Consider the following 25889-nt stretch of genomic DNA (forward strand, 5'->3'; position numbering starts at 1 on the left):
CGGAAGAAGCGACACACCAAGGGGAGGGAAGGATGGACGGATTTGGCCTCAGCCAGGACCAGGAGGCGATCCGCGAAAGCGTCGCGCGCCTTTGCGCCGGCTTCGACGCCGACTACTGGCGGCGCACGGACGAGACCGGCGAGTTCCCGGAGGCCTTCGTCGCGGCCATGGCCGCGGGCGGCTGGCTGGGCACCGCCATGCCGGTCGAGCTGGGCGGGGCGGGGCTCGGCCTGACCGAAGCGGCGGTGATGATGCAAGCGGTTGCGGAGTCCGGCGCGGGCTTCACCGGCGCCAGCGCCATCCACCTGAACATCTTCGGGCCTATGCCGATCGCCAAGTTCGCGACGGACGAGCAGAAGCGCCGCTACATCCCGCGGATCATCTCCGGCGAAGACAAGATGTGCATCGGCATCACCGAGCCGGACGCGGGGCTGGACACCACCAGCCTGACCACCCGGGCCGAGCGCACAGACAGGGGCTGGGTGATCAACGGCCGCAAGATCTGGACGACCAGCGCCCAGCGGGCGAACAAGATGCTGATCATCGCCCGCACCACGCCCCGGGACCAGGTGAAGAAGCCGGCGCAGGGGCTGTCGCTGTTCTACGTCGACTTCGACCGCTCGCGGATCGAGGCCAAGCCGATCCCGAAGATGGGCCGCAAAGCGGTGGAGTCGAACGCCGTCTTCATCGACCATCTCGAAGCGCCCCCCGAGGCCCTGATCGGCGAGGAGGGCCGCGGGTTCTACTACCTTCTGGAGGGGCTGAACCCCGAGCGGGTGCTGTTCGGCGCCGAGGCGGTGGGCCTGGGCCGCGCGGCGCTCGCCCGCGCCGTCGCCTACGCCAAGGAGCGCGTCGTCTTCGGCCGTCCGATCGGCCAGAACCAGGGGGTGGCCCATCCGCTGGCCCGGTGCTGGGCGGAACTGGAAGCGGCCAACCTGCTGGCGTTCAAGGCCGCCGCCCTGTACGACGCCGGCCGCGAGTGCGGCGCGGAGGCCAACGCCGCCAAGTTCCTGGGCGGGGAGGCCGGGTTCAACGCCTGCGAGGCGGCGGTCATGGCGCACGGCGGCATGGGCTACGCCAAGGAGTACGACGTCGAGCGCTATTTCCGCGAGGCGATGATCGCCCGGCTGGCCCCCATCAGCCGGGAGATGGTGCTGAACTACATCGCCGAGCGGGTGCTCGGGCTGCCCAAGAGCTACTGACGGCGCAAGCGCGGGCAGCGCCCTAGTCGGCCAGCCTGAAGCTGATCGGAATGCTCACGCTGGCGCCGTCGACGGGACGGCCGTCGACGGTCTGCGGGCTCATGCGGAAGTAGCGCGACAGCTTCAGCGCCGCCGCGCCGAACCCGCGGTCGCCGGGGGACTCGGCGACGACCCGGCAGTCGCGCAGCGCGCCGTCTATCGCCACCGCGCAGCTCAGGGTCGCGCCGCCCTCGACGCCCGCGCGGGCGGCGGCGTCCGGATAGAAGCGGGCGAACTCCCGCGGGCCGGGTTTGCGCAGCCAGGCCGGGCGGTCGATGTGCGGCGGCGAGGCGGGCGGCGCGAGCTCGATCTCGGCCGACGGCCCGAGGTTCAGCGGCGCAAGCGGCGCCGGGGCGGGCGCCGGGGCCGGCGCAACCTCGATCGGCGGAATCGGCGTGTCGGTCCCGATCGGCCCGCGGGGCGAGATGGTCGGGGGCGGCGGCGGGCGGTTCGGTTGGACCCTGGGCGGCGTCCACATCTGCACGTCGACGATCCGTTCGGCGGGCGGCGGCAAGGCTGGCGGGGGCTGGACCCGCTGGGTGATCACGAACGCCGCCGCGCCCAGGTGGAGGGCCACGGAAACGCCGATGGCCCAAGCCAGGCCGGAAGGCGCCGGCCGGCCGGCGGGCGCTGGTCCGTAGGCGGGCAGAAACTGACGAACGACCAAGGCGACCTCCCATAGTTGTGTTGCAGTGTTGAAACACGCTCTCACGATCAGGCGTCGCCGTAAATTGACGCTACGTCACTTTGTCGTGCGCACGACGGCGGTTTTCCGTTGAGAGGGGCGGGCGTACGGCTATGCTGGCGGTCATGGACGTCGGGGGTTCCGCACGGCCAGGTGCGCGCTGGTATCTGGTCCACGCCAAAACAGGGCGCGAGGCGGCGGCCGAGGCCCAGCTTCGCCGCCAGGACTTCACGACGTTCCTGCCGCTCAGCCTGCGCACCGTGCGCCATGCCCGCAAGATCGAGACGCGGGCGGGCGCCTATTTCCCCGGCTATCTGTTCGTGGAGCTGGACCTGGAGCGCGACCGCTGGCGCGCCGTGAATTCGACCATCGGCGTCGTGCGCCTGGTCATGGCCCGGGAGCGGCCGCTGCCGGCGCCGCGGGGCCTGGTCGAGGCCCTGAAGGCCCAGGCCGACGCGCGCGGGCTTCTCGACCTCAGCCGCGGCCTTGGCCCGGGGGACGCGGTGAGCGTGCTGGCGGGGCCCTTCGCCGGGCAGTTCGGCGTGATAGACCAGCTCCGCGGCCCGGACCGGGTGCGCGTGCTCCTGGACCTCATGAACCGCGAACTCGGCGTCGAGGTTGGGCGCGAGACGATCGCCGGCGCCTGAGCGCCTCAAGGGGCGCGGGCGCCCGAGCGCCTCGAGGGGATCGAGCGGGCTAGGTCCGGACGGGGGCGGCCGCGCGGACGCGACGTGCGCCGCGCAGGCGCGGCGCCAGGTGCGGCAGGACGAACCGGCTGATGACGAAGGCGGCTGCGAAGCTGGTCACCACGCCGCCGATGAGCTTGATCAGAGCGGTCTCGAAGCTGGACATCGTCAGGCTCGTCATCACGCACAGGCCGTAGAGGAACAGGCGCGAGCCGAGGCCCTTGGTCAGGATGAAGCGGCAGCCCCAGCCGTAGAACCAGCCCATGACGAAGCAGGCGACGACGGCCCCGACGTAGCCGAAGTCGATGTAGAACTCGCCGACGTAGCCGATGCTGATCGAGGCGTTCGGGTTGTTAGCCGTGGGCAGGCCGGTGTAGTGGGCGGTGACCTGGGCGTCGTTGGGCGTGGGCGGCTTGTTCGGGAAGAAGATCCGCGGCGTGACTATGTGCAGGAGCGACTTGCCCAGGCGTCCCCCGTCCTCGTGCGCCACGATGCGCGGCACGTAGGAGAGGGTGTTGGCCAGGAAGTCGATGTAGCTGTGCCGGCTGAGGAGCCGCGTCAGGCCGTAGTTGAACTGCTGGGCGTCGTATTCGTCGAGGGCCTCGGACAGATAGTCCAGGCGGGCGGTGATCGGCACCGAGACGACCTGGGCGCCGGTGCCGAGATTGACGAAGTTGCGGTAGTCGGCCTTCACGGCGGACCAGAACACCGCCACGGAAAGCACCACGCCGCCGATCACCGCCATGGTCAGGAGGTTGCCCAGGCGCAGGGACGGCCGGGCGCACAGGGCGGCCACGGCCACCGTCAGCACGGCCCCCCGGAAGTCGGCGAAGAAGCCGGTCATGCCGCTGACGATCTCCACCAGCAGCACGAGGGCCAGGACGCCGTAGGCCTGCTTCCGCACCAGGCACCAGTAGGTGAGGGCAAAGAGACCGGCGTACCGAAGCCCGCCCAGCGCCAGGAAGACCTGGCGGGCGGGGCCGGTGTAGGGCGAAGCGATGTCGAGGGCGTGTCCCAGCAGGATGGTGGTCACGGTGATGGCCAGCACCTGGCGCTGGGGCCAGGCCGCCGCCTCCTGGGCCAGGGCGCGGTTCTGGTCCTTGCCCAGGCGCCCGATGCCGACCTTCATGCCCAGGGCCATCGCGCAGATGGCGGCCAGGGCGAAGTAGGACGCGCGCCCCAGGTCCCCGCCGAAGGAGGACAGCGCGTTCAGGGGGACGTGCTCGATGGCGCTCTGGATCGGCTTCACCGCCACCACCGACCACTGGTAGACCGCCGGCAGCAGCAGGATCGGCAGGCCGTTGACCGGCCAGAGCAGGGCGATGATCAGCACCAGCGCCGCGCCGGAGGCGATCAGCGGATAGGGCGTGGGACTGCCGACCGCGCCGACGACGGTGAAGGCGACGATGATCGCCGACACGGTCAGCTTGGCGAGCCAGATCCGGCTCGGCGCGTTGGCCTTGCTCACGATCGCCGTCCCTCGACGTCCCGAGCGCCGGGGCCGGCGCCCGCCTGCTGCCGAAGTTCCAGGATCTTGAGCCGGACTTCAATGAAGTAGCTCGCCTTGAGCAGGGAATGGGCGAGACCGGGGCCGCCGTCGAGCATCCCCAGGCGCAGGACGTAGTTGGTGAGGAAATAGGCCAGGCAGAACCACCAGCGGGTCAGGTTGCGGTACTTGGCCCGCTGGCGCGGCGTCAGCCGGGCGAGCGCCTCAGGGTCGCCGGCCAGGGCGGCGTAACGGCGGGCTTCCCAGGTGGAGTACTCGTTGTGCCGCGCCAGGTAGTGGTGCAGCCCGCGGAAATCGTTGTGCTCGATGGGCTGGGGAATCTCCTCGACGCGACCTTCGAGCTGGGGATGCTCGTGGACCTCCATGTCGAGGGCGCTCCAGTTGGAATCCTCGATCCGCTCGTAGGCGCCGGCGCCGATGCGGAACAGCGCCAGCTTGCGCTGCCGCACCCCGTGCCGCAGGCGCCGGCCCATGAACCAGTTGGTGTAGTTGAGCCAGTAACCCGCGACCTCGCGGCGGGCGAGGGCCGCCGAAAGCGCGGCGTTGAACTCCGGGGTCAGGCGCTCGTCGGCGTCCAGGAACAGCACCCAGGGCGAGCCGAAGGCGTAGGTTTCCAGCACCCAGTTGCGCTTCTTGGGGAACCGGCCGTTCCACTGAAAGTCGATCACCCTGGCGCCGAACTCCCGCGCGATCTCGGCGGTCCGGTCGACGCTGCCCGAATCCACCACCAGCACTTCGCGGACGGGCGGCAGGGAGGCGAGGCAGGCGGGCAGGTTGCTCGCCTCGTTCTTCACCGGAACGACGATCGTCAGGGGCAGGGCGCTGGAGGACGCTGGCGACATGGGGCTGGCCACGGCTCAGGCGTCCTGGGGGACAGGCCGGCGACCCACCACCCTGGCCGGATTGCCCGCCACGATGGTCCAGGGCTCCACATCGCGCACCGCCACGCCCCGGGCGCCGACGATCGCGTAGTCGCCCACCGTGACGCCGGGTCCGACGAAGGCGTCGGCCGCGATCCATGCGCCGTCGCCGATCTCGATGGGCGTCTTGACCAGGGGAAAGCTCGCCAGCCGATGGTCATGCGTGCCCGCGCACAGGTGCGCATGCTGGGAGACGGTGACGGCGCGGCCGATGCGGATGAGGCCCAGGCTGTAGAGCACCGCCCGGTCGCCGATGGCGGAGAAGTCGCCGATCTGAAGGTTCCAGGGCACGGCGATGCGCACGGTGGGATGCACGTGCACCTCACGGCCGATCCGCGCGCCGAAGAGGCGCAGGAGCAGGACGCGCCAGCCCCACAGCGGCCGCGGGCTGAGGGCGAAGACGGGCTGGGCGATCGCCCAGGCGAGGCGGCCGGCGAGCGCCGGGGCGGACCACTTCTGCGCCTGCCGGTTGGCGGCGATGTCGAGGACCGGCGGGGACGTCATCGCGGAGGAAGAGGCCTTGAGGGCTGAGGCGGGCGGCCCGCGCAGGCCGCTCGCCATGGCATAAACCGGGGCCACGGCGCGGGCAATGCGCGGGGCGCGGGCGCGCGGATCAGGGCCTTGCGCCGCCGGCGCGGGCGAGCGTCCGCTGCAGCCGGGCCCAGCCCCAGGCCGGGGCGAGCTGCGCCAGCGGCGCGAGCCTGGACATACGCGCGACGGATCGCCAGAAGCCGCCGACCTGCCCCGTCTTGACCAGGGCCTTGACCGTCCAGTCGAACTCGTAGCGCGCCAGGCGCTCGAGCAGGGTCCGGCGCGCAAGGGCCGGGGAGACGAGGCCCGCCTCGACGACCGCGTGGTCCAGGACGTTGCGGAAGGCCGCGCAGTTGCCGGCGATCTGGTTTTCCATGGCGTGGAGGTCGGAGCTCCACTGGCCGGCGTGCTTGCGGATGCGGGCCAGCGGCTCGACGAGGCGCGCGAGCTGGTGGGTGCGCTGGACGCGGGTCATCATCTCGAAGTCCGCCGACATGATGTCTTCTCGGAACGGGCCGGCCGCGCGCAGGGCCTGGCGGGTAAGGAACATGTTCGAGATGTTGGCCGACAGGCAGCCCCACCTGAGGGCGCTGAGCGCCGCCTCCTGGCCGTCGAGCGGCCCGGTGGCGTGGCTGAGGTCGTCGCCGCCGACGAAGGCCCCACGCTCGTCGATATAGCGGCTGTAGCACCAGAAGTAGCCGACCTGCGGATGGGCGAGGTGGAAGGCGTGGCCGCGGGCCAGGCATTCCGGCTCGAGCACGTCGTCCTGGCCGAGCAACTTGACCAAGGGGGCGGCGGATGCGGCCGCCAGTCGGTTGATGTTCGCGAACAGCCCCAGGTTGCGCGGGTTGCGCGCGCGCACGATCCGCGGATCGTCGTAGGCGGCGACGAGATCCCAGGTGGAATCGCGCGAGGCGTCGTCGACGATGTGCAGGCGGAAGTCTTCGAACGTCTGGCCCAGGACCGAGTCCACCGCCGCGCGCACATAGTCCGCGCCGTTGTAGGTCGACAGGATCACGTCGATCGCGGGGGGCGCGGAGGACGGCACGGCCTAGTCCGTCCTTACGGTTGCGGGGCGGGGACCGGCGCCCGCCAGCCACTGATAGGCCTGCAGCATGTCCGAGGCGACCTTGGCCCAGGAGAAGTCGCGGGCCATCCAGGCGCGGCCGCGCTCGCCCATCGCGGCGCGTTCGGCCGGCGGCAGGGCCATGGCGGCCGCAAGCGCCGCGGCCATGGGCTCGGGGCCATGGTCGATCCACCAGCCGCAGCGCTCGGCCTCCAGCCCCGACCAGGGCGCGCCCCGGGTCGAGATGACCGGCGCGCCGGCGGCCAGCGCCTCTGCGACCGTCATGGCGAAGTTCTCGTTGAGGGTCGGCAGGACGAAGAGGTCGGCCTCGGCGAGGGCGGCGGCCTTGGCCTCGCCGACCAGGGCGTCCTCGAGGGTCGCGTGGGCCAGGCCGAGGCGGGCGGCGAGGGCGGCGAGCTCGGCGCCGTGGCCCAGTTCGCTGGGGCCCACGATGCGCAGTCGCCAGTCGGGGTGGCTGGCCTCGACCGCGGCCCAGGCCCGCAAGAGGCGGTCCAGCCCCTTCTTCGGGTGGACGCGGCCAAGGGACAGCACGGTGCGCGGGCCGTCACGCCTCGCCTCCGCGGGGCGCGGCGGCGGCAGGTCCACCCCGTTGGGGATCACGGCGATCGGCGCGGCAAGCCCCGCGGCGCGAATCTCCTCGGCCTCGGCTTCGCCGGTGGCGTGGAACAGGGCGGCGGCCCGGGCGGCTGGACCCTGGGCCAGGCGCCATGCGAGCGCCTTTCGGCCCGCCGAGAAGCTGAGGGCCGCCGAGCCGAGCATGCCGCGCGGCGAGATCACGAGCTTCGCGCCGGTGCGGCGGGCGGCCCACGCCGGATAGAGGTTGGGCGCAAGCCACAGCCCGTGGCCGTGCAGCACGTCGAAGGGCGGGCGGGCGCGCTCCAGCGCCCGGCGCAGATCCGAGGACAGGCAGAGCCGGCCGAGGATCGGCGTCCGGGGCTGATCCTGGCGGTGCAGGATGGGCGCGAAGGCCAGGTCTTCGCGCGCGGGGCCGCGCCAGCCGGCGACGCTGTGCAGCTCCACATCCGCGCCGAGGTCCGCCAGGCCTCGGCAGAGAGCGGGCACGCTGTGCGAGGGACCCGCCGTGGCCTCGCCGACGCCGGCCAGGACGTGGGCGATCCTCATGGGCGCGAACGGCCGACGGCGCGGACCGCCGCCAGCACGCCGTCGGCGGCGGCGGCGAGGCTGTAGCGGGCGGCGCGTTCCACGGCGGCGGCCGCGGCGGGCGGCCCGGCGAACGTCGCCCCGAGGGCGTCCGCGAGGGCTGGGACCTCGCCCACCGGATAGACGCGGCCGGCGGGGCCCTCGCCGGCCAGGTCCTCGGCGCATCCGACCCCGCTGGAGACGACGATCGGACGCCCGCAGGCCAGGGCCTCGTTGCACACCAGGCCCCAGGTTTCGCTCGCCGAGGGGAGGACCAGCACATCCGAGGCCCCGTACACCGCCGGCATGGCGGACTGGTTCTGGAAGCCCAGCAGATGCAGGGGCGTGGCGAGCCGGGCCGCGCGCTCGCGCATCGGCCCCTCCAGCGCGCCCGAACCGGCGACCATCACCTCGGCCGGGACGCCCTGGGCGCGCAGGCGAGCGACCGCCTCGACGACGTCCAGGGGCCGCTTGACGTCGATCAGCTTGCCGGCGAACAGGACGAGGGGCGTCTGCGGCGCGACGCCGAGGCGGGCGCGCAGGTCGGCGCGGGCCTGCGGCGTCGCCCGCTCGGCGAAGAAGGCGTTGTCCACGCAGTGGGGCGAAAAGAACAGGCGCTCGGCCGGATAGCGGTAGTGTTCGTAGTAGGCCCGCGAGCGGGCGCCGACGTAGAGCGCCGCATCGAACCGGCGCAGGAACACCGGATAGGCCGCCTCCTTGACCAGGCGCTTGAGCGGCGAGCGAGGCGTCTGGAGCTGGCTGTCGCCGCGGACCATCGCCGGCAGGCCCTGGCGCTTGGCCGCCAGCAGCGCCTGCAGGAGCGATTTCAGGTGCCAGCCCAGGAGCAGGACGGCGTCGAAGCGGCCCTCGGCGAGGCGGGCGCCGACCTCGGGCGTGTCGCAGCCGGCGAAGTGATGCGGGCCCGGGTCGGCGGCGACGTTCCTCAGGAAGCTGTGGGCGTAGCCGCTGGCGAGGTCGACGTCCCAGTCGAACGCCGTGCCGAAGCCGGCGGCGGCCTGCTGCTCGGGCGTGGCGCGGTGGGCGAAGAACACGTGCAGGTCGAGGCGCTCGGCCAGGGTGCGGAAGAGCGGCGCGTAGTACTGGATCGGATGGGAGGTGACGACGGCCAGCCGCATGTCAGCTCACGCGATCGAAGACGTCGGCGAAGCGGCCGGCCACGGCGCGGGCCTCGTAGGGCGCATAGGCCGCCGGATCGACCGCCCCGAAGCTCGCCGGATCGCGGGCGAGGCGGGCGAGCGCCTGGGCCAGCGGCGCCTCCAGGGCGGCGAGCTGCTCTGGCGTCTCGAAGGCCAGGGCCGCGCCGCCCCCGGCGGCGGTGAGGATGCGGTGCGAGCTGCTGGCGGCGTGGAACAGGGAAAGAAACGGCCGCCCCGACATCATGCCCGGATAGATCTTGGAGGCGGTGTAGTGCGGCTCGTCGGAGCCGATCATCAGGACGGCGTGGGAGTTGGCCAGGGTCGCCAGGGCCTGGAGGAAGGGGATCCGCTGGGGAATCTCACGGACCACGCGGGCGACGCCGGCGCGCTCCGCGAGGGGCGCCACCCGGTAGGTGGTGCGGTCGTCCGGCTGGTTGCTCGACCCGATGAAGTTCAAGCGAAGCCGGGCGGATAGCTCGGGCTCTTCACGTGCAAGACGAGCCACGGCGCGGAACAGAACCTCGGCCAGGGGCGCGGCGCGGGGCAGGAAGGCGCCGACGTAGCTGAACTCCAGGCGGCCCGGATCGAGGGGGACGTCGCCGCCGACCCGCGGGCTGCGGCGCAGGGCCACGAAGTCCTCCGGGTCGCCGCCGATCGGGATGGCGGCCATGCGGCTTCTGTCCAGCCAGGGGTAGCGCTCGGCCATCTGCGCGTTCTGGGTGTCGGACACCGAGGTGACGAAGGACGCCGCGCGCACGGCGCGGGGCTCAAGCAGCCGGGCGAGCCGGTGCGCGGCCCAGGCCTTGGTGAAGGGTTTGCGGCTGGCGCCCCAGGCCGAGACCCAGGGGTCCTGGAAGTCGAGGACGACGGGCACGCCGAACCGGGCGCGCACCCAGCCGGCCAGCAGCATGGGATAGAAGGGCGCTCCGGTGATCATCACCGCCGCCGGCCGTTCCTGGGGGATCAGGCGGGCCAGGGCGGCCCTGAGGCCGCCGTAGCCCCGCAGGCCGATGTCGCCGACCCCGGCCTTGCGGGTGAGGTCGGCGGGCAGGGCGCCGGTCTTTACGATGCGGACGGCGGACGGGACGAGGGCGGCCAGGTCCGGGTCCAGGGTCTCGGTGTGGAAGCGCTCGTCGACGCAGACAACGATCGGACGCCAGCCGTGGGCGGGCAGGTGCTTGGCCAGGTGCCGCGCCCGGTGGACCCCAGCCAGGGTGGAGGGCGGAAAGTGCGGCGAGACGATCAGGACGGTGCGCGGATCGCTCACGGGAGGGCGGCCTCCACTGCGGCCAGCAGCCGCGACTGCTCGATCTCCCAGTTGAAGCGGTCGCGGCCGAGCGCGAAGGCGGCGGAGCGGGCCCTGGCCAGGCTCGCCGGGTCGAGGAGCAGGGCGTCCATGGCCGCGGCGAGGCCCGCCGGATCGTCAGCCGGATAGAGGACGGCCGCGCCGGGCGCCTCGGCGGCGAAGTCGCGGTGGGCGGGAATGTCGCTCAGGAGGCTCGGCACGCCGGCAAGGAGGTAGGTGAACTGCTTGTTGGTCAAGGCGATGCGGCGGTTGGTTGTGACGCCGGTTTCGCCGACAAGGCCGAGGTCGAAGGCGGCGGCGAGGCCGACCATCCGGTCCGGCGGGGCAGGCGACAGCAGGTGCAGGCGATCGGCGACGCCCTGTTCGCGGGCGAGGGCCTGAAGCGCCTCGGCGTAGCCCGCGGCGGGCAGGCCGCGCAGGTGGAGGTGCGGGCGCGAGGCGGCGAGCGGCAGGGCGCGGACGGCGCATTCGAGGCCGCGGTCGGGGCCGATGGTCTGGGAGAACCAGTAGACCGACGGGCCGGGATCGGCGCCGCCCTGCGGGCTGGGCGACGGCGGCGCTTCCGCCGTAGGGAAGACGTTGAGAACCACCTGCGGACGGGCGACCCCATAGGCCCGGGCGTATGCCTCTGCGATGCCCGGGGAGGCCGCCGTGAGGTAGGCGCATCCCGGCAGGAGGGCGGCCTCGATGCGGCCGATCAGGTCGCGCTCGAAGGCGTGTTCGGGCCGGTCGGGCAGGTCGCCAGTGTGGAAGTCCTCGGCGTCGAAGGCGTAGCGGGCGCCATGGCGGGCGGCGGCCCGAGCGGCCGCCGGCAGGGCGGCGACGTAGTGCGCCACGTAGAGGTCCGCCGGGACCGCCTCGGCGGCGGCGGCGAGGCCGGCCGAGGCGTCATGAAGGGCGGCGGCGAGCGCGGCCGGCGGGGGGGAGTGGCCGGCCTTCAGGCGGGCGCGCCAGAGGCTCCGACGCGCCTTCTGCGCCAGGCGCCGGGGCAGCGGGGCGCGGGGGCCGAAAGGGACCGGGGCGGACCGGCTCCAGGGGCGGGCGGCGAAGGCGGCGTCGGCGGCCTCGCCCCAGGCGCTGTAGCGGCAGGCGACCACGTGGACGTCGTGGCCCGCGGCGGCCAGGGCGTCGGCTTCCTTGACCAGGCGCGGGTTGGTCGAAAGGTGCCCCGGGGTGATCAGGCAGATGCGGGCCATGGCGGTCAGGCGCGGCGGCGGGCCAGCATGTCGCGATAGACGCCAAGATAGCCCTCGACCACCGCATCGGCGCTGTAGCGGGCCTCGACGGCGGCGCGGCAGGCGGCGCGGTCTATCTCGTCCAGGCGGCCGATGGACTCCACCAGGCCGTCGAGGTCGTCACGCACGAAGCCGGTGACCCCGTCGTCCACCACCTCGGGCACGGCGCCGCGGCGCAAGCCCAGGACGGGCGTGCCGCAGGCCAGCGCCTCGGCCATGACGATGCCGAAGGGCTCCTCCCACAGGATCGGCATCAGGAAGGCGCGGGCCTGGCCCAGCAGGGCGTTCTTGGCGGCGTCGTCCACCGGGCCGACGTAGCGGATTTGCTCGCCGTCGACGTGCGGGGCCACGTGGGCCTCGTACCAGGCGCGATGGGGCTCGGGGATGTTGCCTGCGATCACCAGGCGCGCGCCGGCGCGGCGGGCCGCCTCGATGGCCAGGTGCGGGCCCTTGATCTCCTCGATGCGGCCCAGGAACACCAGGGGCGCGTCGGGGGCGGCCTGGGCCTTGAAGTCGTAGGTCTCCAGCGGCACGCCGTTGGGCACCATATGCCAGGTCCCGATGTGGCGGACGTGGGCGCTCATCCAGTCGCTGATGGCGCAGAATTCGAGGGCGCCGCCGGAGAGGGCGTGGCCCAGGCCCACGGTGCGGGGGCTGATCTCGCGCTGGTAGGTCATCAGCTTTGGGATCGGCGCCGGCAGGATCGGCGTCAGATAGGCGATGCGCGAGAAGCTGTGGACGAGGTCGAAGCGGCCGCCGAGCACGCCGCCGGCGAGGGCCAGGCCGTTGCGCACGGTGTCCAGGCGCGAGCGGCTGTCGCGCCCGGGCCAGGGGCGCAGGTCGCCGGCCGAGGCCGAATCCGGATGGGCGAAGAGGGTGACGTGATGGCCGCGGGCGACGAGGCCGCGGGCGAGCATGTCGATGACGCGCTCGATGCCGCCGTAGAGCCGCGGGGGCACGGGCAGCTCCGGGTCGGCGGTGAGGGCGATGCGCAGGGGCGCGCCGGCGTCAGGGCTCACGGCCGTCTCCCGGAGCGTCGCGGCGCGAGCGGGCCAGCGGCGCGAGGATCGGCGCGGCCTTGAGGATGCGCATCTTGTGATAGCCGTTGACGTCGGGCCTGCGCATCATGGCGGCGTTGTAGGCCAGGGAGGCGGCCGCGCGGCCGGCGCCGGGCAGCCGCGCCCCGGCCATCAGCAGCCAGTTCCGCACGCCGCCGTAGTTGGTCACCATGCCGTATTGGCACTGTTCGGGGGTCAGATAGGGGACGCCGGCCGCGTCGAGGCGGGCGACCATGGGCGCCACCCGGTGGCGCTGCGAGGGGATCTTCAGGGCGTCGAAGTCGACGAGCACGCCGCTGAGCCGGCCGGAAAGACCGCCGTCGAGGATGCTCTCCAGGACGTCGATCTCCGAGCCCTCGCAGTTCAGCTTCATCCAGATCCTGTCGTCCGGCCCGGTGAAGGCCGCCAGGAAGGCGCCGGCGTCGAGCTTGTCGACGGTCTGGGGCGGGGCAGCGCCGCCGTATTCCGGGGCGTCGGGGAAGACGCTGCCGGCCAGGGAGCCGGGGTTGAAGAGCTGGACCGCGCCATGGCCCTTGGACAGGCAGGCGACGACGACGTGCAGCCGGGGGTCGGCGATCTGGGCGATGCGGTCGGCGAGGGCGCGCACCGGCTCGAAGCTGTAGACGCGGTCGAAGGCGAAGATCGGGTCGAGCCCGGCCAGGACGCTGTGGCCGACGTAGCCGCCGACGTCGAGGAAGATGCGCCGCCCGCTCATGGCCGTCCGCTCAGGACCTGGAGCCGGCGCGCCGCGCGCCAGCCGATCAGTCGGGACAGGAGGCGGAAGGACGGCCCGCCCCCGGGGCGGATGCGCACGGCGTGGAGGCGCCTGGCCCGCTCCAGCGCCTGGCGCGCGACGTCCGGGGCGTAGGGGTGGCTGGCGTGGGCCAGATGCTGCCAGGACAGGGCGAAGCCGCGGCGCATCCGTTCGCTGTCCTCCCGCGCCAGGACATAGCCCTCGCACAGGTCGATCACGGCGAACTGCGAACGCCAGTGGGCCGGGCCCTTGCGCCCCGAGAGGTTGCCGACGAGGCCGGAGCGGTAGCGGCAGCGGGCCTCGGGGCAATAGAGCACCTGGTCGGCCGTCAGCAGGAGGCGGGTGAAGTACTCGGCGTCGTTGTTGAGGGTCAGGCGCTCGTTCCAGGGGCCGGCCTCGCGCACCAGCGGCATGGGGATCAGCCAAAGGGCCGGGAACATCATGCCGAGCCCCCCGGCGCGGGAGGCGGCGAGCCAGTCGAGGGGCGCCAGGTCGCGCTGGACGGCGGCCTCCTCCTCGAAGCGCGTGTCCTGCGGCGCGCCGTAGAAGCGGCCCCAGCGGGCCGACGCCACGCTGCGGGGGCGGCCCTGCAGCCGGGCCATCTGCACGGCGATCTTCTCCGGGTCGATCAGGTCGTCGGCGTCCAGGTACTGGACGAAGTCGCCGCCGGCGTGGGCCAGGGCGACATTGAGGGCGGCGGTCTGGCCGCGGTTGTCCTGGCGCACGAGAGTCAGGTTCGGGCGGGCCATGGCGGCGACGACGGCGGCGCTGGCGTCGGTGGAGCCGTCGTCGACGACCACGACCTCGATGTTCGGCCAGGTCTGGGCGAAGACGCTCTCCAGGGTCTGCGCCACATAGGCTTCGGCGTTGTAGCAGGGGATCAGGACCGAGACGCGGGGGGCGGTCACGGACGGGCTCCGGCAAGGGCGGCGCGGCGCGGATAGCCGGCCCGCGCGTCGGGGCGGGCGAGGCGGATCAGCGCTTCGCGCACTCGAAGCGCCCCTGCGGGCGAGATGGACGCCAGGGCCCGGAACAGGGCCGAGCCGTCAGCGGGCGCCGGCGGCGCGAGGCGAGCGGCGAGGGCGGCGGCGCGGTCGGCGGTCTCCCAGTCCAGGTGGGCGGCGAGGAGACCGGCGTTGCGCCACAGGCGCGAGGCGATCTCGCGGTGGTAGGCCTGCGCGCCGGGCAGCTCCAGGGCCTTGCGCATGACGTTGTACTGGGCCTGGACGCACTTCATCGCATTGGCCGCAGACATCGAGTCCAGCCGCCGGTGATTGACGATCGCGACCTCGGTCTCGGCGGCGAAGACGAGGCCGGCGAAGGCCAGGCGCACGTGGACGGCGACATCCTCGTTGTAGAGCACCAGGGGGTCCTCGTCGTGTCCGCCGGCCGCCAGGAACGCCTCGCGACGATAGAGGCCGCAGAACGGGTTGATCTGTTCGCGAAGGGCGTAGGAGCGCGGATCGGCGGCGAGGTCCGCCGGGTCGAACCGGCGCCAGGCGATGTGCTCGCCCGTGCGGTCGTCGCGCTCCTCGTAGGGGAACAGCACCACGTCGGCGGCGTCGGCGGCCATCCAGCGGCGGGCCAGGGCGACGAAGCCGGGCAGGAGTTCGTCGTCGGCGTCGTGGAAGTGGACCCAGGGGGCGGTGGTGCGGCGGGCCAGGACATTCTTGCCGGCGCTGCAGCCGCGGTTGACCTCGCCGCGGACCACCCGCGCGCCCAGGCGCTCGGCGAGCTCGGCGGTGCCGTCGCTGGAGCAGTCGTCGTAGACCCAGATCTCGTCGAAGGGCTGGGTCTGGGCCTTGGCCGAGGCCAGCAGCCGTTCCAGCCAGGGGGTGGCGTTGTAGGCCGGGATCAGCAGGGCGAGGCGGTCGGCGGCGCTCATCGGCCGAACACCTTGCCAAGCCCCCGCCGGGCGACATGAGCCGCCAGGGCCGAGAGCGGGTGGCCCTCCAGGAAGGCGAAGTCGGGATCGGCGGCCGCACCGGCGGGGCGGCAGACGCGGGCGGCGAAGTCCGCCACCGGGGCGGCGGCCGTGGCGGTGCGCGCCGCCTCGTAGGCGGCGATCCGCTCGGCGGCGATCCGCGCGGGGGCGAGGGCCTCGATCACCTGGGCGCGGGCGGCCGCGCCGATCTCGGCGAGGCGCGCGGGGGGAAGCGACAGGGCGCGGGCGATCGCCTGCGCCAGGGCGGCCGGATCGTCGCCGGCGTAGACGAAGCCGGTCTCGCCGTCGGCCACCAGCTCGCTGGCGCCGGCGCCGTTGGAGATCACCAGCGGACGCCCGGAGGCCATGGCCTCCACGGCCGTCAGGTTGAAGACGTCCCAGGTGGAGGGAACGATGTTGAGAAGCGCGCTCGCCTGGCGCGCGGCGACGGCCTCGGGGGGGATCGGGTCCAGGCGGCGCAGGCGATCGCCCCAGATGTCCGGATAGCGCTCCGCGAGCCAGGCGGAGACGCGGCGGCCGGGGCGTTCGATTTCGGTGTCGCGGCCGTACCAGTCGACGCCGGGGGCGCCCGGGCCGAGGGCGCGCAGGGCTTCGCACAGGACGTGGGGGCCCTTCCAGCGCTGGAGCCGGCCGATGACGACGAGGCGCTCGCCGGGCGAGGGCTCGACACGGGGGCCGGGGGCCCAGGCCGGCCGGCGCACGCTGACGGTCCGGGCGGACTGGGCCGACCAGTAGGCGGCGTTGGCCGCCGAGAGGGTCTGGACCGCGGCGGCGGCGGGCAGGACGGCCGTCTCGACAGCGAGCGCCAGGAGGCCGTCGAGCTCGCGGCCCCGCAGGGGATCGTGGATGGCGAGCTGGCCTGCGCCGCCGTGCATCTGGACGACGGCGGGCGGACCGCCGGCGAGGATCGGCGGAACGAAGGAGAGGCCGAAGTCGCAGGCCTCGACCACCTCGGCCTCGCCGGCTCCTGCGGACAGCTCCCACATGGCCCAGGCGGCGGCGAGGTCGCGCTGCAGGCGCGGGGCGGCGTCGAGCGCCGGAAGGCGGGCCCGCCAGCGATCGAGGCGCTCCAGGTCGAGGACCTCGACCTCGACGCCGCCCACGCTGCGCCGGTCGCCGCCGGGGACCGCCCGTGCGGCGCCGCCCTCGGTGACCCGCACCCGGCAGCCGAGCTCGGCCAGCGCCGGCAGGAGGCCCCTGTAGTAGGTCGCCACTCCGCCCCCGGAGCCAAGGAATTCAGGCGTGTAGACGTGCAGCTTCAAGCTGGGAGACTGCCGGGGGCGTGACGCCGCACCACGCGGCTGAGGAGGCAGTCCGGACGCTCGCGCATGAGCTGCGGGGCGTCCTTGGGGAGCAGCGCCGAATAGAGGTGCAGACCCTTGCTGCGACGGCCCAGGCGCACCGGACGCAGGCCGCGCAGGACGCGGCTCGCAGCCACCAGGCGCACCCTGGACGGCGAGCGGAAGAAGAGGTCGATGTCGCGGTACTGCACCGGATTGTAGGCCGAGGGCGGGGTGACCAGGCCGCCCATGCCGAACTGCTGGACCATCTGGTGGAGCAGGACCGGACCGGTCTCGGCGTGGCGGATGTCCGCGCCGCGCTCGCGGCAGCGGCGGGCGCAGGCGGCCATCAGCTCCGACCCCGGCCGGCCCACGAAGATGACGTTGTTGTTCACGTAGCGCGGGGCGTCGGGCTCCCAGACCGAGGCGAACAGGTGGTCCGCCGGCCCGGGGTCGAAGGGGGCCAGGCAGATCATGTCGGCGTCGGCCCACCAGCCGCCCTTCCGGAGCAGGAGCTCGTAGCGGAACCAGTTGGCGAAGCCGCTGAGGTAGCCTTTCACGATGCCCGACTTGTAGCCGAAGATGTTGTCGGCGTGCAGGATCTCGCCGGCGTCGGCGAGGCGGCATCCGGGCGGCGCATCGCGCGGCGGCTCGTAGGTGTAGAGCACCACCTCGTGGCCACGCCGGGCGAAGGATTCGATCGCAGCCCGGGCGTACCAGGGCAGGTCGCCGGACACCCAAAGGAGCTGGATCGGATGTGTCGCCGTCATGCGTGGACCTGTTCCTTGCGGACTGCGGGCGCGCCGCCGGCAGGCGGCCGGGGCCTCATCCAGGCGTCCGCCCGGTCTCGGGCTGGAGCGCTTCCTGCGGACGGGAGGGCGAGGGGTGGGTGCGCACCCCCGACCGGGAGAGGTTCACCAGGCCGTCGTTCTTGCGCAGATAAAGCTCGGACCATTGCGGCGTGACCTCGAGCACGGCGAGTTCGTCGGCCCAGGTCCAGGCGCCGGCCGAGCCATAGCTGCCTCCCGCGCAGACGCTAAACTCGCCGGGCCGCAGAAAGTGGCGCGGCAGGTGGAAAGTCACCTCGAAGGGCCCCGGCTCGAGGTCGGCGGCCGCATCGTGCAGGGTCAAGAGCCGGCCGCCGACGTAGTTCAGGCCCAGGCCGAACTGGAAGCCGGGGTGATGGGCGGTGCTGACCCCGATGAGGCGCACGGTGATCTCGTCGTCCGGCTGAATGAAGTGGCGCCCGCCGCCGACCGCGTCGTTGACCGCGATCTGCTCGATGATCACCGACTTCAGCGGGCCGCGGAAAGCGGCCGGGTCGATGCCGCCGGCGCTGGTGTGGCCCTCCGCCCGATAGTGCTCGACCGCCTCGCGGATCGTGCCGGAAGCGACGACCTGGCCCGAGCGCAGGACGATGCCGGATTTGCAGATGGCCAGGAGAGCGCCGACGTTGTGGCTGACGAACAGGACGGTGCGCCCGCCGTCGGCGACCTCGCTCATCTTGCCCAGGCATTTCTTCTGGAACTCGGCGTCGCCCACGGCCAGGACCTCGTCGATCACCAGGATCTCGGGCTCGAGGTGGGCGGCCACGGCGAAGGCCAGGCGCACGTACATGCCGCTGGAGTAGCGCTTGACCGGCGTGTCCAGGAAACGCTCGACTTCGGCGAAGGCGACGATTTCGTCGAACTTGCGGCGGATCTCGGCGCGGGTCATGCCGAGGATGGCGCCGTTGAGGAAGATGTTCTCGCGGCCGGTGAGCTCGGGATGGAAGCCGGTGCCGACCTCCAGCAGGCTGGCGACGCGGCCGCGGATCTCCACCCGGCCCTCGGACGGCTCGGTGATGCGGGAGAGCACTTTGAGCAGGGTGGACTTGCCCGCCCCGTTGCGGCCGATGACCCCGACGACGTCGCCGCGGCGTATGTCGAAGTCGACGTCGCGCAGCGCCCAGAACTCCTCGACCTCATCGCCGGCGACCATGGCCCGGCCGGCGAGGGTGTCGCGGACGGTGCGGGCGAAGCCGCGGGCGCTGCGGGCCAGGACATCGCGCAGGGCGACGTAGCGCTCGCGCTCGTGCTGGTGGCCGATGAGGTACTTCTTGCCCAGGCCCCGGGCGCTGATGATCGGCGCATCGCCCATCAGAGCAGGTCCGCGAAGGTGCGCTCGGTGCGGCGGAAATAGGCCACGCCGATCCAAAGGAGGGCCGCCACCATGGCCAGGCTCAGGGCGAAGCCGGGGGCGTAGATCTCGGCCTCGCCGCCGAGCAGGCACCAGCGGAAGCCGTCGATGACGCCGACGGCGGGGTTGAGGCTGTAGAGCAGCCGCCACTGGTCGGGCACCGCGGCGCTGGAGAAGCCCACCGGAGAGACGTAGAGGCCGAACTGCAGGATGAAGGGGATGATGTAGCGGAAGTCGCGATACTTCACGTTCATCGCCGTCATGATCAGCGCCGGGCCGAGGGCGGCCAGCACGGCCAGCGCCACGAACACCGGCAGCACCAGGATCCGCCAGTCGGGCCAGAACTGGAACCAGGCCATCATGCCGATCAGCAGGACGAAGGTGACGGCCGCGTCGGCCAGGGCCACGGCGACGGTGGACGCCGGCACGAGCAGGCGCGGGAAGTAGACCTTGCCGATCAGGTTGGCGTTGACCACCAGGCTGTTGGAGGCCTCGCTGAGGATGGTGGAGAACAGGAACCACGGCAGCATGCCGGCGAACACCATCACCGGGTAGGGCGCGGCCCCGTCGCTCGGCATCTTCGCCAGGCGGCCGAAGAGGATGGTGAAGATCACCATGGTCAGGAACGGGCGCATCACCGCCCAGGCGATGCCGATCACCGTCTGCTTGTAGCGCACGGTCAGGTCGCGCCAGGCCAGGATGGCGAACAGTTCGCGGTAGGCCCACAGGTCGCGCCAGTAGTGGCGCTCGGCGCGGCCCGGCTCGAGCACGAGCACGTGGTCGGCGGCCGGATCGTCGGGCGAGGGGGCGTCGGTCGGCATCAGCGAAGGGCGCCTAGGTGGGCTGGGTCCACGCGCCTGGGCGTGTGACGATCGGAACGACCATGAGGTCCGCCACCTACCATTGTCGAGAAGTCTCGGCGAGACGCATGGCCCAGTGGGGACGCGAAGGGGGCGCTGCGATGGATGGTGCGGGGCGGCAAGGGCAGGCGTTCAGTCCGGCTGGGTCGACAGGAGCTGGGCGACCCGGTCCCGGAACCGGGCCCGGCCGAACCGCTCGCGGATCGCCTCGCCCAGATAGGCGTGGTCCACGGCCAGGTCGCTGAGGGCCGTGTGGATCGCGGACGGCAACTGGGCCTCGGTGACCGCCCGGCCGGGGCCGCCCTCGCCCAGGGCGTCGCCGGCGCCCCCCGCCGCCAGGCCAAGCGTCGGGGTGCCGCAGGCCATGGCCTCGAGGAAGACGATGCCGAAGCCCTCGCCGGTGGACGGCAGCACGAAGAGGTCGGCGGCGCGGTAGAGGTCGGGCAGGTCCTCCTGGCGGACACGGCCCAGGAAGCGGACCCGGTCCTCGACCCGCTGCTCCCGGGCCAGGCGCTCCAGCCGCGCCCGGTCGTCGCCGTCGCCGGCGATGAGATAGACGACGTCCAGGCCCCGGCGGAGCAGGGACGGCAGCGCGAGGATCACCCGGTCCTGGCCCTTGTGGCGCTGACGGGCGTCGAGGCGCGAGACGCTGAGCAGCACCTTCTGGGGGCCGAGGCCAAGGCCTCTGCGCATCCGGCTGCGGTCGCCCAGGCGGAAGGCGTCGTCGACGGTGTTGGGCAGGACGATCGCCCGCTCCGGGGCGATGTCGGCCCAGCGCAGGACTTTGGCGCGGGTGTCGCGGCTGACGCAGAGGACCATGTCGGCCTGTTCGACCGAGACCCGCTGATGCGGCGGCGGGCGCTCAATCACCTCCACGCCATGGGTCTGGCAGACGAACCGGGCGCGGGTGAGCCGCGCGAGCAGGGCGGCGAGGGGCGTGTGGTAGAGGTGCCCGCAGAAGATCAGGTCGACCGGCTGGCTGAGGGCGATGCGCAGGGCGGCCAGGGCGTAGCGCAGGCGCGAGCGGATCGGCGGTTCCTGGCGCACCTTTTCCGGCAGGGGGCCTTCGGCCCGGCCGATCCGGGGCAGGACGTGGACTTCGCGCACGCCCGGCGCGGCCGCCAGGGCGGTGATGAACTCCTGGTTGTAGCGAGCGATGCCGCCGAAGCCGCCGAATGCGTCAGTGACTAACGCAAGTGCACGCATTCAAGCACCACAGGCGAACGGTTTGACGCAGGGGCCGGCGTCGCCCGGGGCGACACGGCGATTAGCAGCACCGGTTGCGGCATTTACGTGACGCAGGCGAGAAGGGCTTGGGCAAAACCGCGGAACTGGGCGACGCCGAACCGATCGCGCGTCCGCTGGGCAAGATCGCGCCGCGCCGCATCGGCCGGCGCCCGTCCGCGGCTCAGCACCAGGGCGCGCAGGATCGCCGCCGCCAGGTCCTCGTCCGCCACGGCGGCGCCGAGATCGCCGTCGCCGAGCGCGTCGGCGGCGCCGCCGGCGGCGAGGCCGATCGCCGGGGTCCCGCAGGCCATGGCCTCCAGATAGACGATGCCGAACCCCTCGCCCGTGGAGGGCAGGACGAAGGCGTCGGCGGCCCTGTAGAGGAGGGGAAGGTCGGCGTGCTCCACCTGCCCCAGGAACCGAACGTGGGCCGCCACGCCGGCATCCCGCGCGAGCGCCTCCAGGCGGGGCCGGTCGTCGCCGTCGCCGGCGATCAGATAGGCCATCGGGCCATGTTCGCGCAGGAGCTCGGGCAGGAGGCGAATGACCCGCTCGTGACCCTTGTAGCGCTCCCGCGCGTCAAGGCGCCCGACGCTGAGCAGGACGGTCTCCTGGCCGAGCCCCAGGCGGGCCCGGGCGGCGGCCGCGTCGCCCGGCGCGTAGCCCTCGCCGACTGTATTGGGCAGGACGACGACCCGTTCGGGGGGCTGGTTCGACCAGGCCAGGACATGGCGGCGGGTGTCGCGGCTCACGCAAAGGACGAGGTCGGCCGACTCGACCGCGCGGCGCTGGGCCGGCGTCGGGGAGGTCCAGGTCTCGACCCCGTGGAGCTGGACGGCCAGCCTGGCGCGGGCCAGGGCGGCCAGGACGCCGGCCAGGGGCGCCATGTAGAGGTGGCCGCAGAACACCACGTCCGGCCGCGTCCGGGCGACGAGCCACAGGGCCTTGAGAGCATAGGCGGCGCGGGCGAAGAGCGGCCGGTGCTGGACGACGCCGGGCGGGAGCGAGCCTGGCGGGTCCGGCGCGAGCCGCGGCAGGATCTGCGCCGACGCGGCCCGGGGCCCGGCGGCCAGCGCCAGGATCAGGTCGCGGTTGTACTGGGCGATGCCGCCTCGTCCCCCGAACGCCTCGGTGACAAGCGCCAGGATGCGGACCGGCCTTACGAAGGTATCGGCGCGGGCGGCGTCCACTGTCGTCGCATGAGTTCGAGGGACCAGGCGCGGGAACTGGCGCCCTTGGCGATCGCCCGGGGCCGGGCGTTGGTCTCCGCCGCGATCCACTCGGCGGTGGGAACGCCGAAGCCGGTCTTGGAGCGTTCGACGATCTGGGCCGGGAGGGGGCAGGTCGGCGCGCCGGCGAGGTCGCGCTTGGCGGCGCCGGGCGAAAAGCCGGGAACGATGGGGGAGAGGCGCCTGAGCAGCTCGATGTCGACCAGCGGCGTTCGGACCTCGATCGAGTGGGCCATGCCCGCCCAGTCGGCGTCGCGCAGGAGCTGGTGATGCAGGTAGTTCGCCGATTCCATGGCGACGACGCGGCCGATCGGGGTGCCCGGGTCGGGCTTCAGGCAGCCGGCCACGCGCTGGAGCGGCTTCAGCCGGCGCAGGCCCTCGCGCACCACGTCGCCGTCGAGCAGGGCGTCGAGCTCGCTGGGGAGATAGAGGCCGCGGCGCAGGAGATAGGCGCCCGGGTAGCTGCCCCCGTATTCGACCAGGCTCAGCGCCTTGGGCAGCGTGCGCTTCAGGCTGGGGGCGACCACGCCGCCGACGCGCCGCAGCGCGCCGCCGAGGCCGGGCAGGGCGCGGGTGGGCCCGAGCCAGTTCACCCAGCGCGGGATGTCGCGGAAGCTCGGATAGCCGGCGAAGAGCTCGTCGCCGCCGACGCCGGAGAGGGCCACCTTCAGGCCGGCCTCGCGGGCCGCCTTGGCGACGAACCAGGTGTTCACGCCGTCGATGGACGGCTGGTCCATCGCCTCCAGGATCGCCGGCAGGTCGTCCTGGAACTCGCGCTTGCTGACCCGGCGCACGACATGGCCGGCGCCGTAGAGCTGGGCCACCTGGGCCGCGAGGGGCGCCTCGTCCTCGTCGGTGCCGCGGAACTCCTCGAAGGCGAGGGTGATGGCGCGGATGCCGCTCTGGCCGGCGTCGCGCATCAGCCCGAGCAGGGCGCCGGAATCGACCCCCGCCGACAGGAAAATTCCCACTTCGACGTCGGCGAGCAGGTGAGCGCGGACGCTGTCGAGCACCGCCTCGCGCACGATGCGCGGGCGCTCGGCGTCCGGGGTTCGGCGCCGGGCGCCTTCGGCCAGGACCTCGGAGAGGCGGACGTAGGAGCTGGGCTCGCGCGGGCCGAGCTTGTCGATCCACTGGGTGTGGCCGGCCGGCAGGGCGCGGATCTCGCGGTACATGGTGAAGGGGGCGGGCACGCTGCCCCACAGGTGGAAGCCGACGACGCCGGCCGGCTCGGGATCGCGCGAGACCTTGCCGCCTGCGAGCAGCGCCTTGACCTGGCTGGCGAAACGGAACGTCCAGCCGTCGTTGGCGGTGTAGAGCGGCTTGATGCCGTAGGGGTCGCGGGCGAGGAACAGCCCCTGGCGGTCCTCGTCCCAGATGGCGAAGGCGAACATGCCGCGCAGCCGGTGCACCATGTCCTCGCCGTGGAGGGCGTAGAGATGGAGCAGGGCTTCGGTGTCGGAGGTGGTGCGGAAGCGCCTGCCCTTGGCCTCCAGCTCGGCCTTCAGTTCTGGGAAGTTGTAGATCTCGCCGTTGAAGGTGACGACGAGGCGGCCGTCCTGACTCGCCATCGGCTGGGCGGCGCGCTCGGACAGGTCGATGATCGACAGACGGCGGTGGGCCAGGGCGATGCGGCGGTCCTGGCTCCACCAGGCGCCTTCGCCGTCGGGGCCGCGCCGGGCCATGTGGTCGCGCGTCGCCAGGAGCTCGCGCTCGGTGACCGGACTGGCCGCATAGTGATAGGCGTAGACGCCGTTGAGCCCGCACATGGCGGCTAACCGAAGGCCACGGCGAGCCTGCACGCCGCAGTCGAGGCGCAAGGCGGGCGGGACGGGACGGTCGATTTCACGGACTGGTGGGTCCAGACAGGCGGATGCAGCCTGTGACTGAGCGCGCGATCCCGCCGTTCGCCAAGCCATTGCGCGTGAGCGGCGAGTTTTCGGGGCGCAATGGAAGGTCCCGGCTCAGAGCCAACGGCCGAGCACCTTCCGCTTCGGGGCCTGCGCCAGGCGCTCGCGCAGGGCCGCGGCGTCGCGGACGAAGAGGCTGCCGTCCCGCTGGTGGAGCGGGGCGTCGGACAGGGTGCGTGTGAACGGATCATAGAACGCCCGCTCGAAGCCGTGGCGGGCGAGGATGTCGGTGACCGGCCGGTCCTGGCACTCGCTGAGCACCGCAAGGAGGGCGGGATCGGCGAGGACGTTCCCGGCGCCGGCCAGGGCCGAGGCCTCATAGCCCTCGACGTCGAGCTTGACGACCGCCGCGCCGACGGCGTCGGGCACGGAGTCCAGGTCGATGGTCGGCGCCCGACGCGCGCCGTTCGACCCGTCGGCGGCGACCTGGTTGGTGGTGTCGCGGCCGACGGTGAACCACACCCAGCCAGCGGCTTCCCCGACGGCGGTCTCGTGGACCGCCACGCGCGCCTCAATCCCGTTCACCGCGACGTTGCGGCGAAGCGCGGCGGCCGCGCCGGGGTCTGGCTCGAAGGCCAGGGTCCGCGCCCCGCAGACGGCCGAGGCCAGGACGGTGTAGCTGCCGACGTTGGCGCCGACGTCGAGGAAGCGGTCGGCCGGACGCAGCGCGTGCAGGACGAACCCCATGTCGGCGAACTCGTGCAGGCCGCAGTAGATGTTGCCTGTGGCGCCCGTCATGCCGTTGCGCACCACCAGCCGAGCCCCGTCGATCCAGCGCACCGTACGCTCGCCGAAGATCCGGCTGGACGCCTGCCAGGCCGCGAACCGCAGGATCGCGGAGACCGGACGCCCGGCGTTGAGCGGGTGGTTCGTGATGAAGGGCAGGGGGTTGCGCACGGGTGCGGGTCAGTCGGCGGCGATGGCTTGGGCGCGGCCGGCCGAGAGCAGGGCGTCGAAATAGTCGATGGTGCGCTTCAGGCCCTCCCGGAGCGGCACGGTGGGGGCCCAGCCGAGCTCGGCGGCGGCCTTGGCGATGTCGGGCTGGCGCTGGCGCGGGTCGTCCTGGGGCAGGGGCAGGAACTGCAGCTGCGAGGCCGAGCCGGTGAGCTCGATCACCGCCTCGGCGAGCTGGAGCATGGTGAACTCGCCCGGGTTGCCGAGGTTGACCGGGCCGGTCACCGCGTCCTCGGTGGCCATCAGGCGCATCAGGCCCTCGACCAGGTCGTCGACGAAGCAGAAGGACCGGGTCTGCAGGCCTTCGCCATAGATGGTGATCGGCTCGCCCTTGAGGGCCTGGACGATGAAGTTGGAGACCACCCGGCCGTCGTTGGGGTGCATGCGCGGGCCGTAGGTGTTGAAGATGCGCGCGACCTTGATGCGCACGCGGTGCTGGCGCCAGTAGTCGAAGAACAGGGTCTCGGCGCAGCGCTTGCCCTCGTCGTAGCAGGAGCGCGGACCGATGGGATTGACGTTGCCCCAGTAGCCTTCCGGCTGCGGATGAACGCCCGGGTCGCCGTAGACCTCCGAGGTCGAGGCCTGGAGGATCTTGGCGCGGACCCGCTTGGCCAGGCCCAGCATGTTGATGGCGCCGTGGACGCTGGTCTTGGTCGTCTGCACGGGGTCGAACTGGTAGTGGATCGGGCTGGCCGGACAGGCGAGGTTGTAGATCTCGTCGACCTCCACATAGAGCGGGAAGGTCACGTCGTGCCGCATCAGCTCGAACATCGGATGGCCGAGCAGATGGGCGACGTTGGCCCGCGTGCCGGTGAAGAAGTTGTCGACGCAGAGGACCTCGTCGCCGCGGGCGAGCAGGCGCTCGCAAAGGTGTGAGCCGATGAAGCCCGCGCCGCCGGTCACCAGGACGCGCTTATGGATGTGCACGGCTCGTCTCTCCGAATATCCGGGCCAGACCCTGGAGGCGGGCGTTCTCCCACGCTACCGCACTCAGGGTGC

Annotated in this window: 24 protein-coding genes; 2 read left to right on the forward strand and 22 right to left on the reverse strand. The window is 72.8% G+C overall.

All coding sequences use genetic code 11. From position 1 onward, the window contains the following. Window positions 1-32 precede the first annotated feature (32 nt). Window positions 33-1202: an acyl-CoA dehydrogenase family protein gene (locus ACK4YQ_RS15530; RefSeq protein ID WP_409612458.1), complete on the forward strand. Its 1170-nt coding sequence runs from the start codon at window positions 33-35 to the stop codon at window positions 1200-1202. A 22-nt stretch (window positions 1203-1224) separates the two neighbouring features. On the opposite strand, the gene ACK4YQ_RS15535 is transcribed toward ACK4YQ_RS15530, so the two are convergent. Continuing rightward, window positions 1225-1908, reverse strand: coding sequence for an energy transducer TonB (locus ACK4YQ_RS15535; RefSeq protein WP_409612460.1), 684 nt, complete (start codon window positions 1906-1908; stop codon window positions 1225-1227). A 143-nt stretch (window positions 1909-2051) separates the two neighbouring features. Here ACK4YQ_RS15535 and ACK4YQ_RS15540 point away from each other — a divergent pair, with 143 nt between their 5' ends. Next, on the forward strand, window positions 2052-2573 hold the full coding sequence (locus ACK4YQ_RS15540; RefSeq protein WP_409612462.1) for a transcription termination/antitermination protein NusG: 522 nt from the start codon (window positions 2052-2054) through the stop codon (window positions 2571-2573). Window positions 2574-2622: 49 nt separating this feature from the next. Here the strand turns inward: ACK4YQ_RS15540 and ACK4YQ_RS15545 are convergent, their stop codons facing one another. The 21 genes from ACK4YQ_RS15545 to ACK4YQ_RS15645 all read right to left on the reverse strand — a co-directional run bounded on the left by ACK4YQ_RS15545 (window position 2623) and on the right by ACK4YQ_RS15645 (window position 25811). Further along, on the reverse strand, window positions 2623-4080 hold the full coding sequence (locus ACK4YQ_RS15545) for a hypothetical protein (protein WP_409612464.1): 1458 nt from the start codon (window positions 4078-4080) through the stop codon (window positions 2623-2625). Next, the gene (locus ACK4YQ_RS15550; RefSeq protein ID WP_409612466.1) at window positions 4077-4961 is read right to left on the reverse strand and encodes a glycosyltransferase family 2 protein; all 885 of its coding nucleotides are present in this window, start codon (window positions 4959-4961) and stop codon (window positions 4077-4079) included. Before ACK4YQ_RS15550 ends, ACK4YQ_RS15545 begins: the two co-directional genes overlap by 4 nt. Before the next feature lie 15 nt (window positions 4962-4976). Continuing rightward, window positions 4977-5543, reverse strand: coding sequence for a WcaF family extracellular polysaccharide biosynthesis acetyltransferase (locus tag ACK4YQ_RS15555; protein ID WP_409612467.1), 567 nt, complete (start codon window positions 5541-5543; stop codon window positions 4977-4979). A gap of 109 nt (window positions 5544-5652) precedes the next feature. Then, on the reverse strand, window positions 5653-6618 hold the full coding sequence (locus ACK4YQ_RS15560; RefSeq protein WP_409612469.1) for a glycosyltransferase family 2 protein: 966 nt from the start codon (window positions 6616-6618) through the stop codon (window positions 5653-5655). A 3-nt stretch (window positions 6619-6621) separates the two neighbouring features. Next, a complete protein-coding gene (locus ACK4YQ_RS15565) occupies window positions 6622-7779 on the reverse strand; it encodes a glycosyltransferase (protein WP_409612471.1) in 1158 nt (385 codons plus the stop codon). Next, window positions 7776-8933 carry a glycosyltransferase family 4 protein gene (locus ACK4YQ_RS15570; RefSeq protein ID WP_409612473.1) on the reverse strand — a complete coding sequence of 386 codons (1158 nt, stop codon included), beginning with the start codon at window positions 8931-8933 and terminating at the stop codon, window positions 7776-7778. The genes ACK4YQ_RS15565 and ACK4YQ_RS15570 overlap by 4 nt, the downstream gene beginning before the upstream one ends. 1 nt (window position 8934) lies before the next feature. After that, window positions 8935-10221: a glycosyltransferase gene (locus ACK4YQ_RS15575; RefSeq protein ID WP_409612475.1), complete on the reverse strand. Its 1287-nt coding sequence runs from the start codon at window positions 10219-10221 to the stop codon at window positions 8935-8937. Then, complete coding sequence (locus ACK4YQ_RS15580; RefSeq protein WP_409612477.1) at window positions 10218-11456, reverse strand: glycosyltransferase; 1239 nt, start codon at window positions 11454-11456, stop codon at window positions 10218-10220. The genes ACK4YQ_RS15575 and ACK4YQ_RS15580 overlap by 4 nt, the downstream gene beginning before the upstream one ends. Window positions 11457-11461: 5 nt before the next feature. Beyond that, window positions 11462-12514: a glycosyltransferase family 4 protein gene (locus ACK4YQ_RS15585; protein ID WP_409612478.1), complete on the reverse strand. Its 1053-nt coding sequence runs from the start codon at window positions 12512-12514 to the stop codon at window positions 11462-11464. Further along, window positions 12504-13268 carry a hypothetical protein gene (locus ACK4YQ_RS15590; RefSeq protein WP_409612480.1) on the reverse strand — a complete coding sequence of 255 codons (765 nt, stop codon included), beginning with the start codon at window positions 13266-13268 and terminating at the stop codon, window positions 12504-12506. Before ACK4YQ_RS15590 ends, ACK4YQ_RS15585 begins: the two co-directional genes overlap by 11 nt. Beyond that, window positions 13265-14215, reverse strand: a complete 951-nt coding sequence (locus tag ACK4YQ_RS15595; RefSeq protein ID WP_409612482.1) for a glycosyltransferase family 2 protein — start codon at window positions 14213-14215, stop codon at window positions 13265-13267. The genes ACK4YQ_RS15590 and ACK4YQ_RS15595 overlap by 4 nt, the downstream gene beginning before the upstream one ends. Beyond that, a complete protein-coding gene (locus ACK4YQ_RS15600) occupies window positions 14212-15192 on the reverse strand; it encodes a glycosyltransferase family 2 protein (RefSeq protein ID WP_409612484.1) in 981 nt (326 codons plus the stop codon). The genes ACK4YQ_RS15595 and ACK4YQ_RS15600 overlap by 4 nt, the downstream gene beginning before the upstream one ends. Next, window positions 15189-16514: a glycosyltransferase family 4 protein gene (locus tag ACK4YQ_RS15605; protein ID WP_409612485.1), complete on the reverse strand. Its 1326-nt coding sequence runs from the start codon at window positions 16512-16514 to the stop codon at window positions 15189-15191. Before ACK4YQ_RS15605 ends, ACK4YQ_RS15600 begins: the two co-directional genes overlap by 4 nt. Further along, a complete protein-coding gene (locus tag ACK4YQ_RS15610; protein WP_409612487.1) occupies window positions 16511-17302 on the reverse strand; it encodes a hypothetical protein in 792 nt (263 codons plus the stop codon). Before ACK4YQ_RS15610 ends, ACK4YQ_RS15605 begins: the two co-directional genes overlap by 4 nt. Window positions 17303-17357: 55 nt before the next feature. After that, window positions 17358-18671 (reverse strand): ABC transporter ATP-binding protein, encoded by a 1314-nt coding sequence (locus ACK4YQ_RS15615; RefSeq protein ID WP_409612489.1) that lies wholly within the window; start codon window positions 18669-18671, stop codon window positions 17358-17360. After that, complete coding sequence (locus tag ACK4YQ_RS15620) at window positions 18671-19531, reverse strand: ABC transporter permease (RefSeq protein WP_409612491.1); 861 nt, start codon at window positions 19529-19531, stop codon at window positions 18671-18673. Before ACK4YQ_RS15620 ends, ACK4YQ_RS15615 begins: the two co-directional genes overlap by 1 nt. Before the next feature lie 171 nt (window positions 19532-19702). Continuing rightward, entirely contained in the window at window positions 19703-20776 is a 1074-nt protein-coding gene (locus ACK4YQ_RS15625; protein ID WP_409612493.1) for a glycosyltransferase family 4 protein, read from the reverse strand. A gap of 83 nt (window positions 20777-20859) precedes the next feature. Continuing rightward, window positions 20860-21987: a glycosyltransferase gene (locus tag ACK4YQ_RS15630; protein WP_409612495.1), complete on the reverse strand. Its 1128-nt coding sequence runs from the start codon at window positions 21985-21987 to the stop codon at window positions 20860-20862. Continuing rightward, window positions 21957-23795, reverse strand: a complete 1839-nt coding sequence (asnB, locus tag ACK4YQ_RS15635) for an asparagine synthase (glutamine-hydrolyzing) (RefSeq protein ID WP_409612497.1) — start codon at window positions 23793-23795, stop codon at window positions 21957-21959. The genes ACK4YQ_RS15630 and asnB overlap by 31 nt, the downstream gene beginning before the upstream one ends. A gap of 195 nt (window positions 23796-23990) precedes the next feature. Then, on the reverse strand, window positions 23991-24833 hold the full coding sequence (locus ACK4YQ_RS15640) for an FkbM family methyltransferase (RefSeq protein ID WP_409612499.1): 843 nt from the start codon (window positions 24831-24833) through the stop codon (window positions 23991-23993). Between the two features lie 9 nt (window positions 24834-24842). Continuing rightward, on the reverse strand, window positions 24843-25811 hold the full coding sequence (locus ACK4YQ_RS15645) for a UDP-glucuronic acid decarboxylase family protein (RefSeq protein ID WP_409612543.1): 969 nt from the start codon (window positions 25809-25811) through the stop codon (window positions 24843-24845). Between the last annotated feature and the right edge of the window lie 78 nt (window positions 25812-25889).

The organism is Phenylobacterium sp., assembly GCF_046291545.1.
Taxonomy (GTDB): domain Bacteria; phylum Pseudomonadota; class Alphaproteobacteria; order Caulobacterales; family Caulobacteraceae; genus Phenylobacterium.

Excerpts from the sequence above, each read along its gene's own strand:
- ACK4YQ_RS15530 (WP_409612458.1), top strand. The coding sequence starts at position 33 with ATGGACGGATTTGGCCTCAGCCAGGACCAGGAGGCGATCCGCGAAAGC.
- ACK4YQ_RS15540 (WP_409612462.1), top strand. The coding sequence starts at position 2,052 with ATGGACGTCGGGGGTTCCGCACGGCCAGGTGCGCGCTGGTATCTGGTC.
- ACK4YQ_RS15550 (WP_409612466.1), bottom strand. The coding sequence starts at position 4,961 with ATGTCGCCAGCGTCCTCCAGCGCCCTGCCCCTGACGATCGTCGTTCCG.
- ACK4YQ_RS15555 (WP_409612467.1), bottom strand. The coding sequence starts at position 5,543 with ATGACGTCCCCGCCGGTCCTCGACATCGCCGCCAACCGGCAGGCGCAG.
- ACK4YQ_RS15565 (WP_409612471.1), bottom strand. The coding sequence starts at position 7,779 with ATGAGGATCGCCCACGTCCTGGCCGGCGTCGGCGAGGCCACGGCGGGT.
- ACK4YQ_RS15570 (WP_409612473.1), bottom strand. The coding sequence starts at position 8,933 with ATGCGGCTGGCCGTCGTCACCTCCCATCCGATCCAGTACTACGCGCCG.
- ACK4YQ_RS15580 (WP_409612477.1), bottom strand. The coding sequence starts at position 11,456 with ATGGCCCGCATCTGCCTGATCACCCCGGGGCACCTTTCGACCAACCCG.
- ACK4YQ_RS15590 (WP_409612480.1), bottom strand. The coding sequence starts at position 13,268 with ATGAGCGGGCGGCGCATCTTCCTCGACGTCGGCGGCTACGTCGGCCAC.
- ACK4YQ_RS15600 (WP_409612484.1), bottom strand. The coding sequence starts at position 15,192 with ATGAGCGCCGCCGACCGCCTCGCCCTGCTGATCCCGGCCTACAACGCC.
- ACK4YQ_RS15610 (WP_409612487.1), bottom strand. The coding sequence starts at position 17,302 with ATGACGGCGACACATCCGATCCAGCTCCTTTGGGTGTCCGGCGACCTG.
- ACK4YQ_RS15615 (WP_409612489.1), bottom strand. The coding sequence starts at position 18,671 with ATGGGCGATGCGCCGATCATCAGCGCCCGGGGCCTGGGCAAGAAGTAC.
- ACK4YQ_RS15620 (WP_409612491.1), bottom strand. The coding sequence starts at position 19,531 with ATGCCGACCGACGCCCCCTCGCCCGACGATCCGGCCGCCGACCACGTG.
- ACK4YQ_RS15625 (WP_409612493.1), bottom strand. The coding sequence starts at position 20,776 with ATGCGTGCACTTGCGTTAGTCACTGACGCATTCGGCGGCTTCGGCGGC.
- asnB (WP_409612497.1), bottom strand. The coding sequence starts at position 23,795 with ATGTGCGGGCTCAACGGCGTCTACGCCTATCACTATGCGGCCAGTCCG.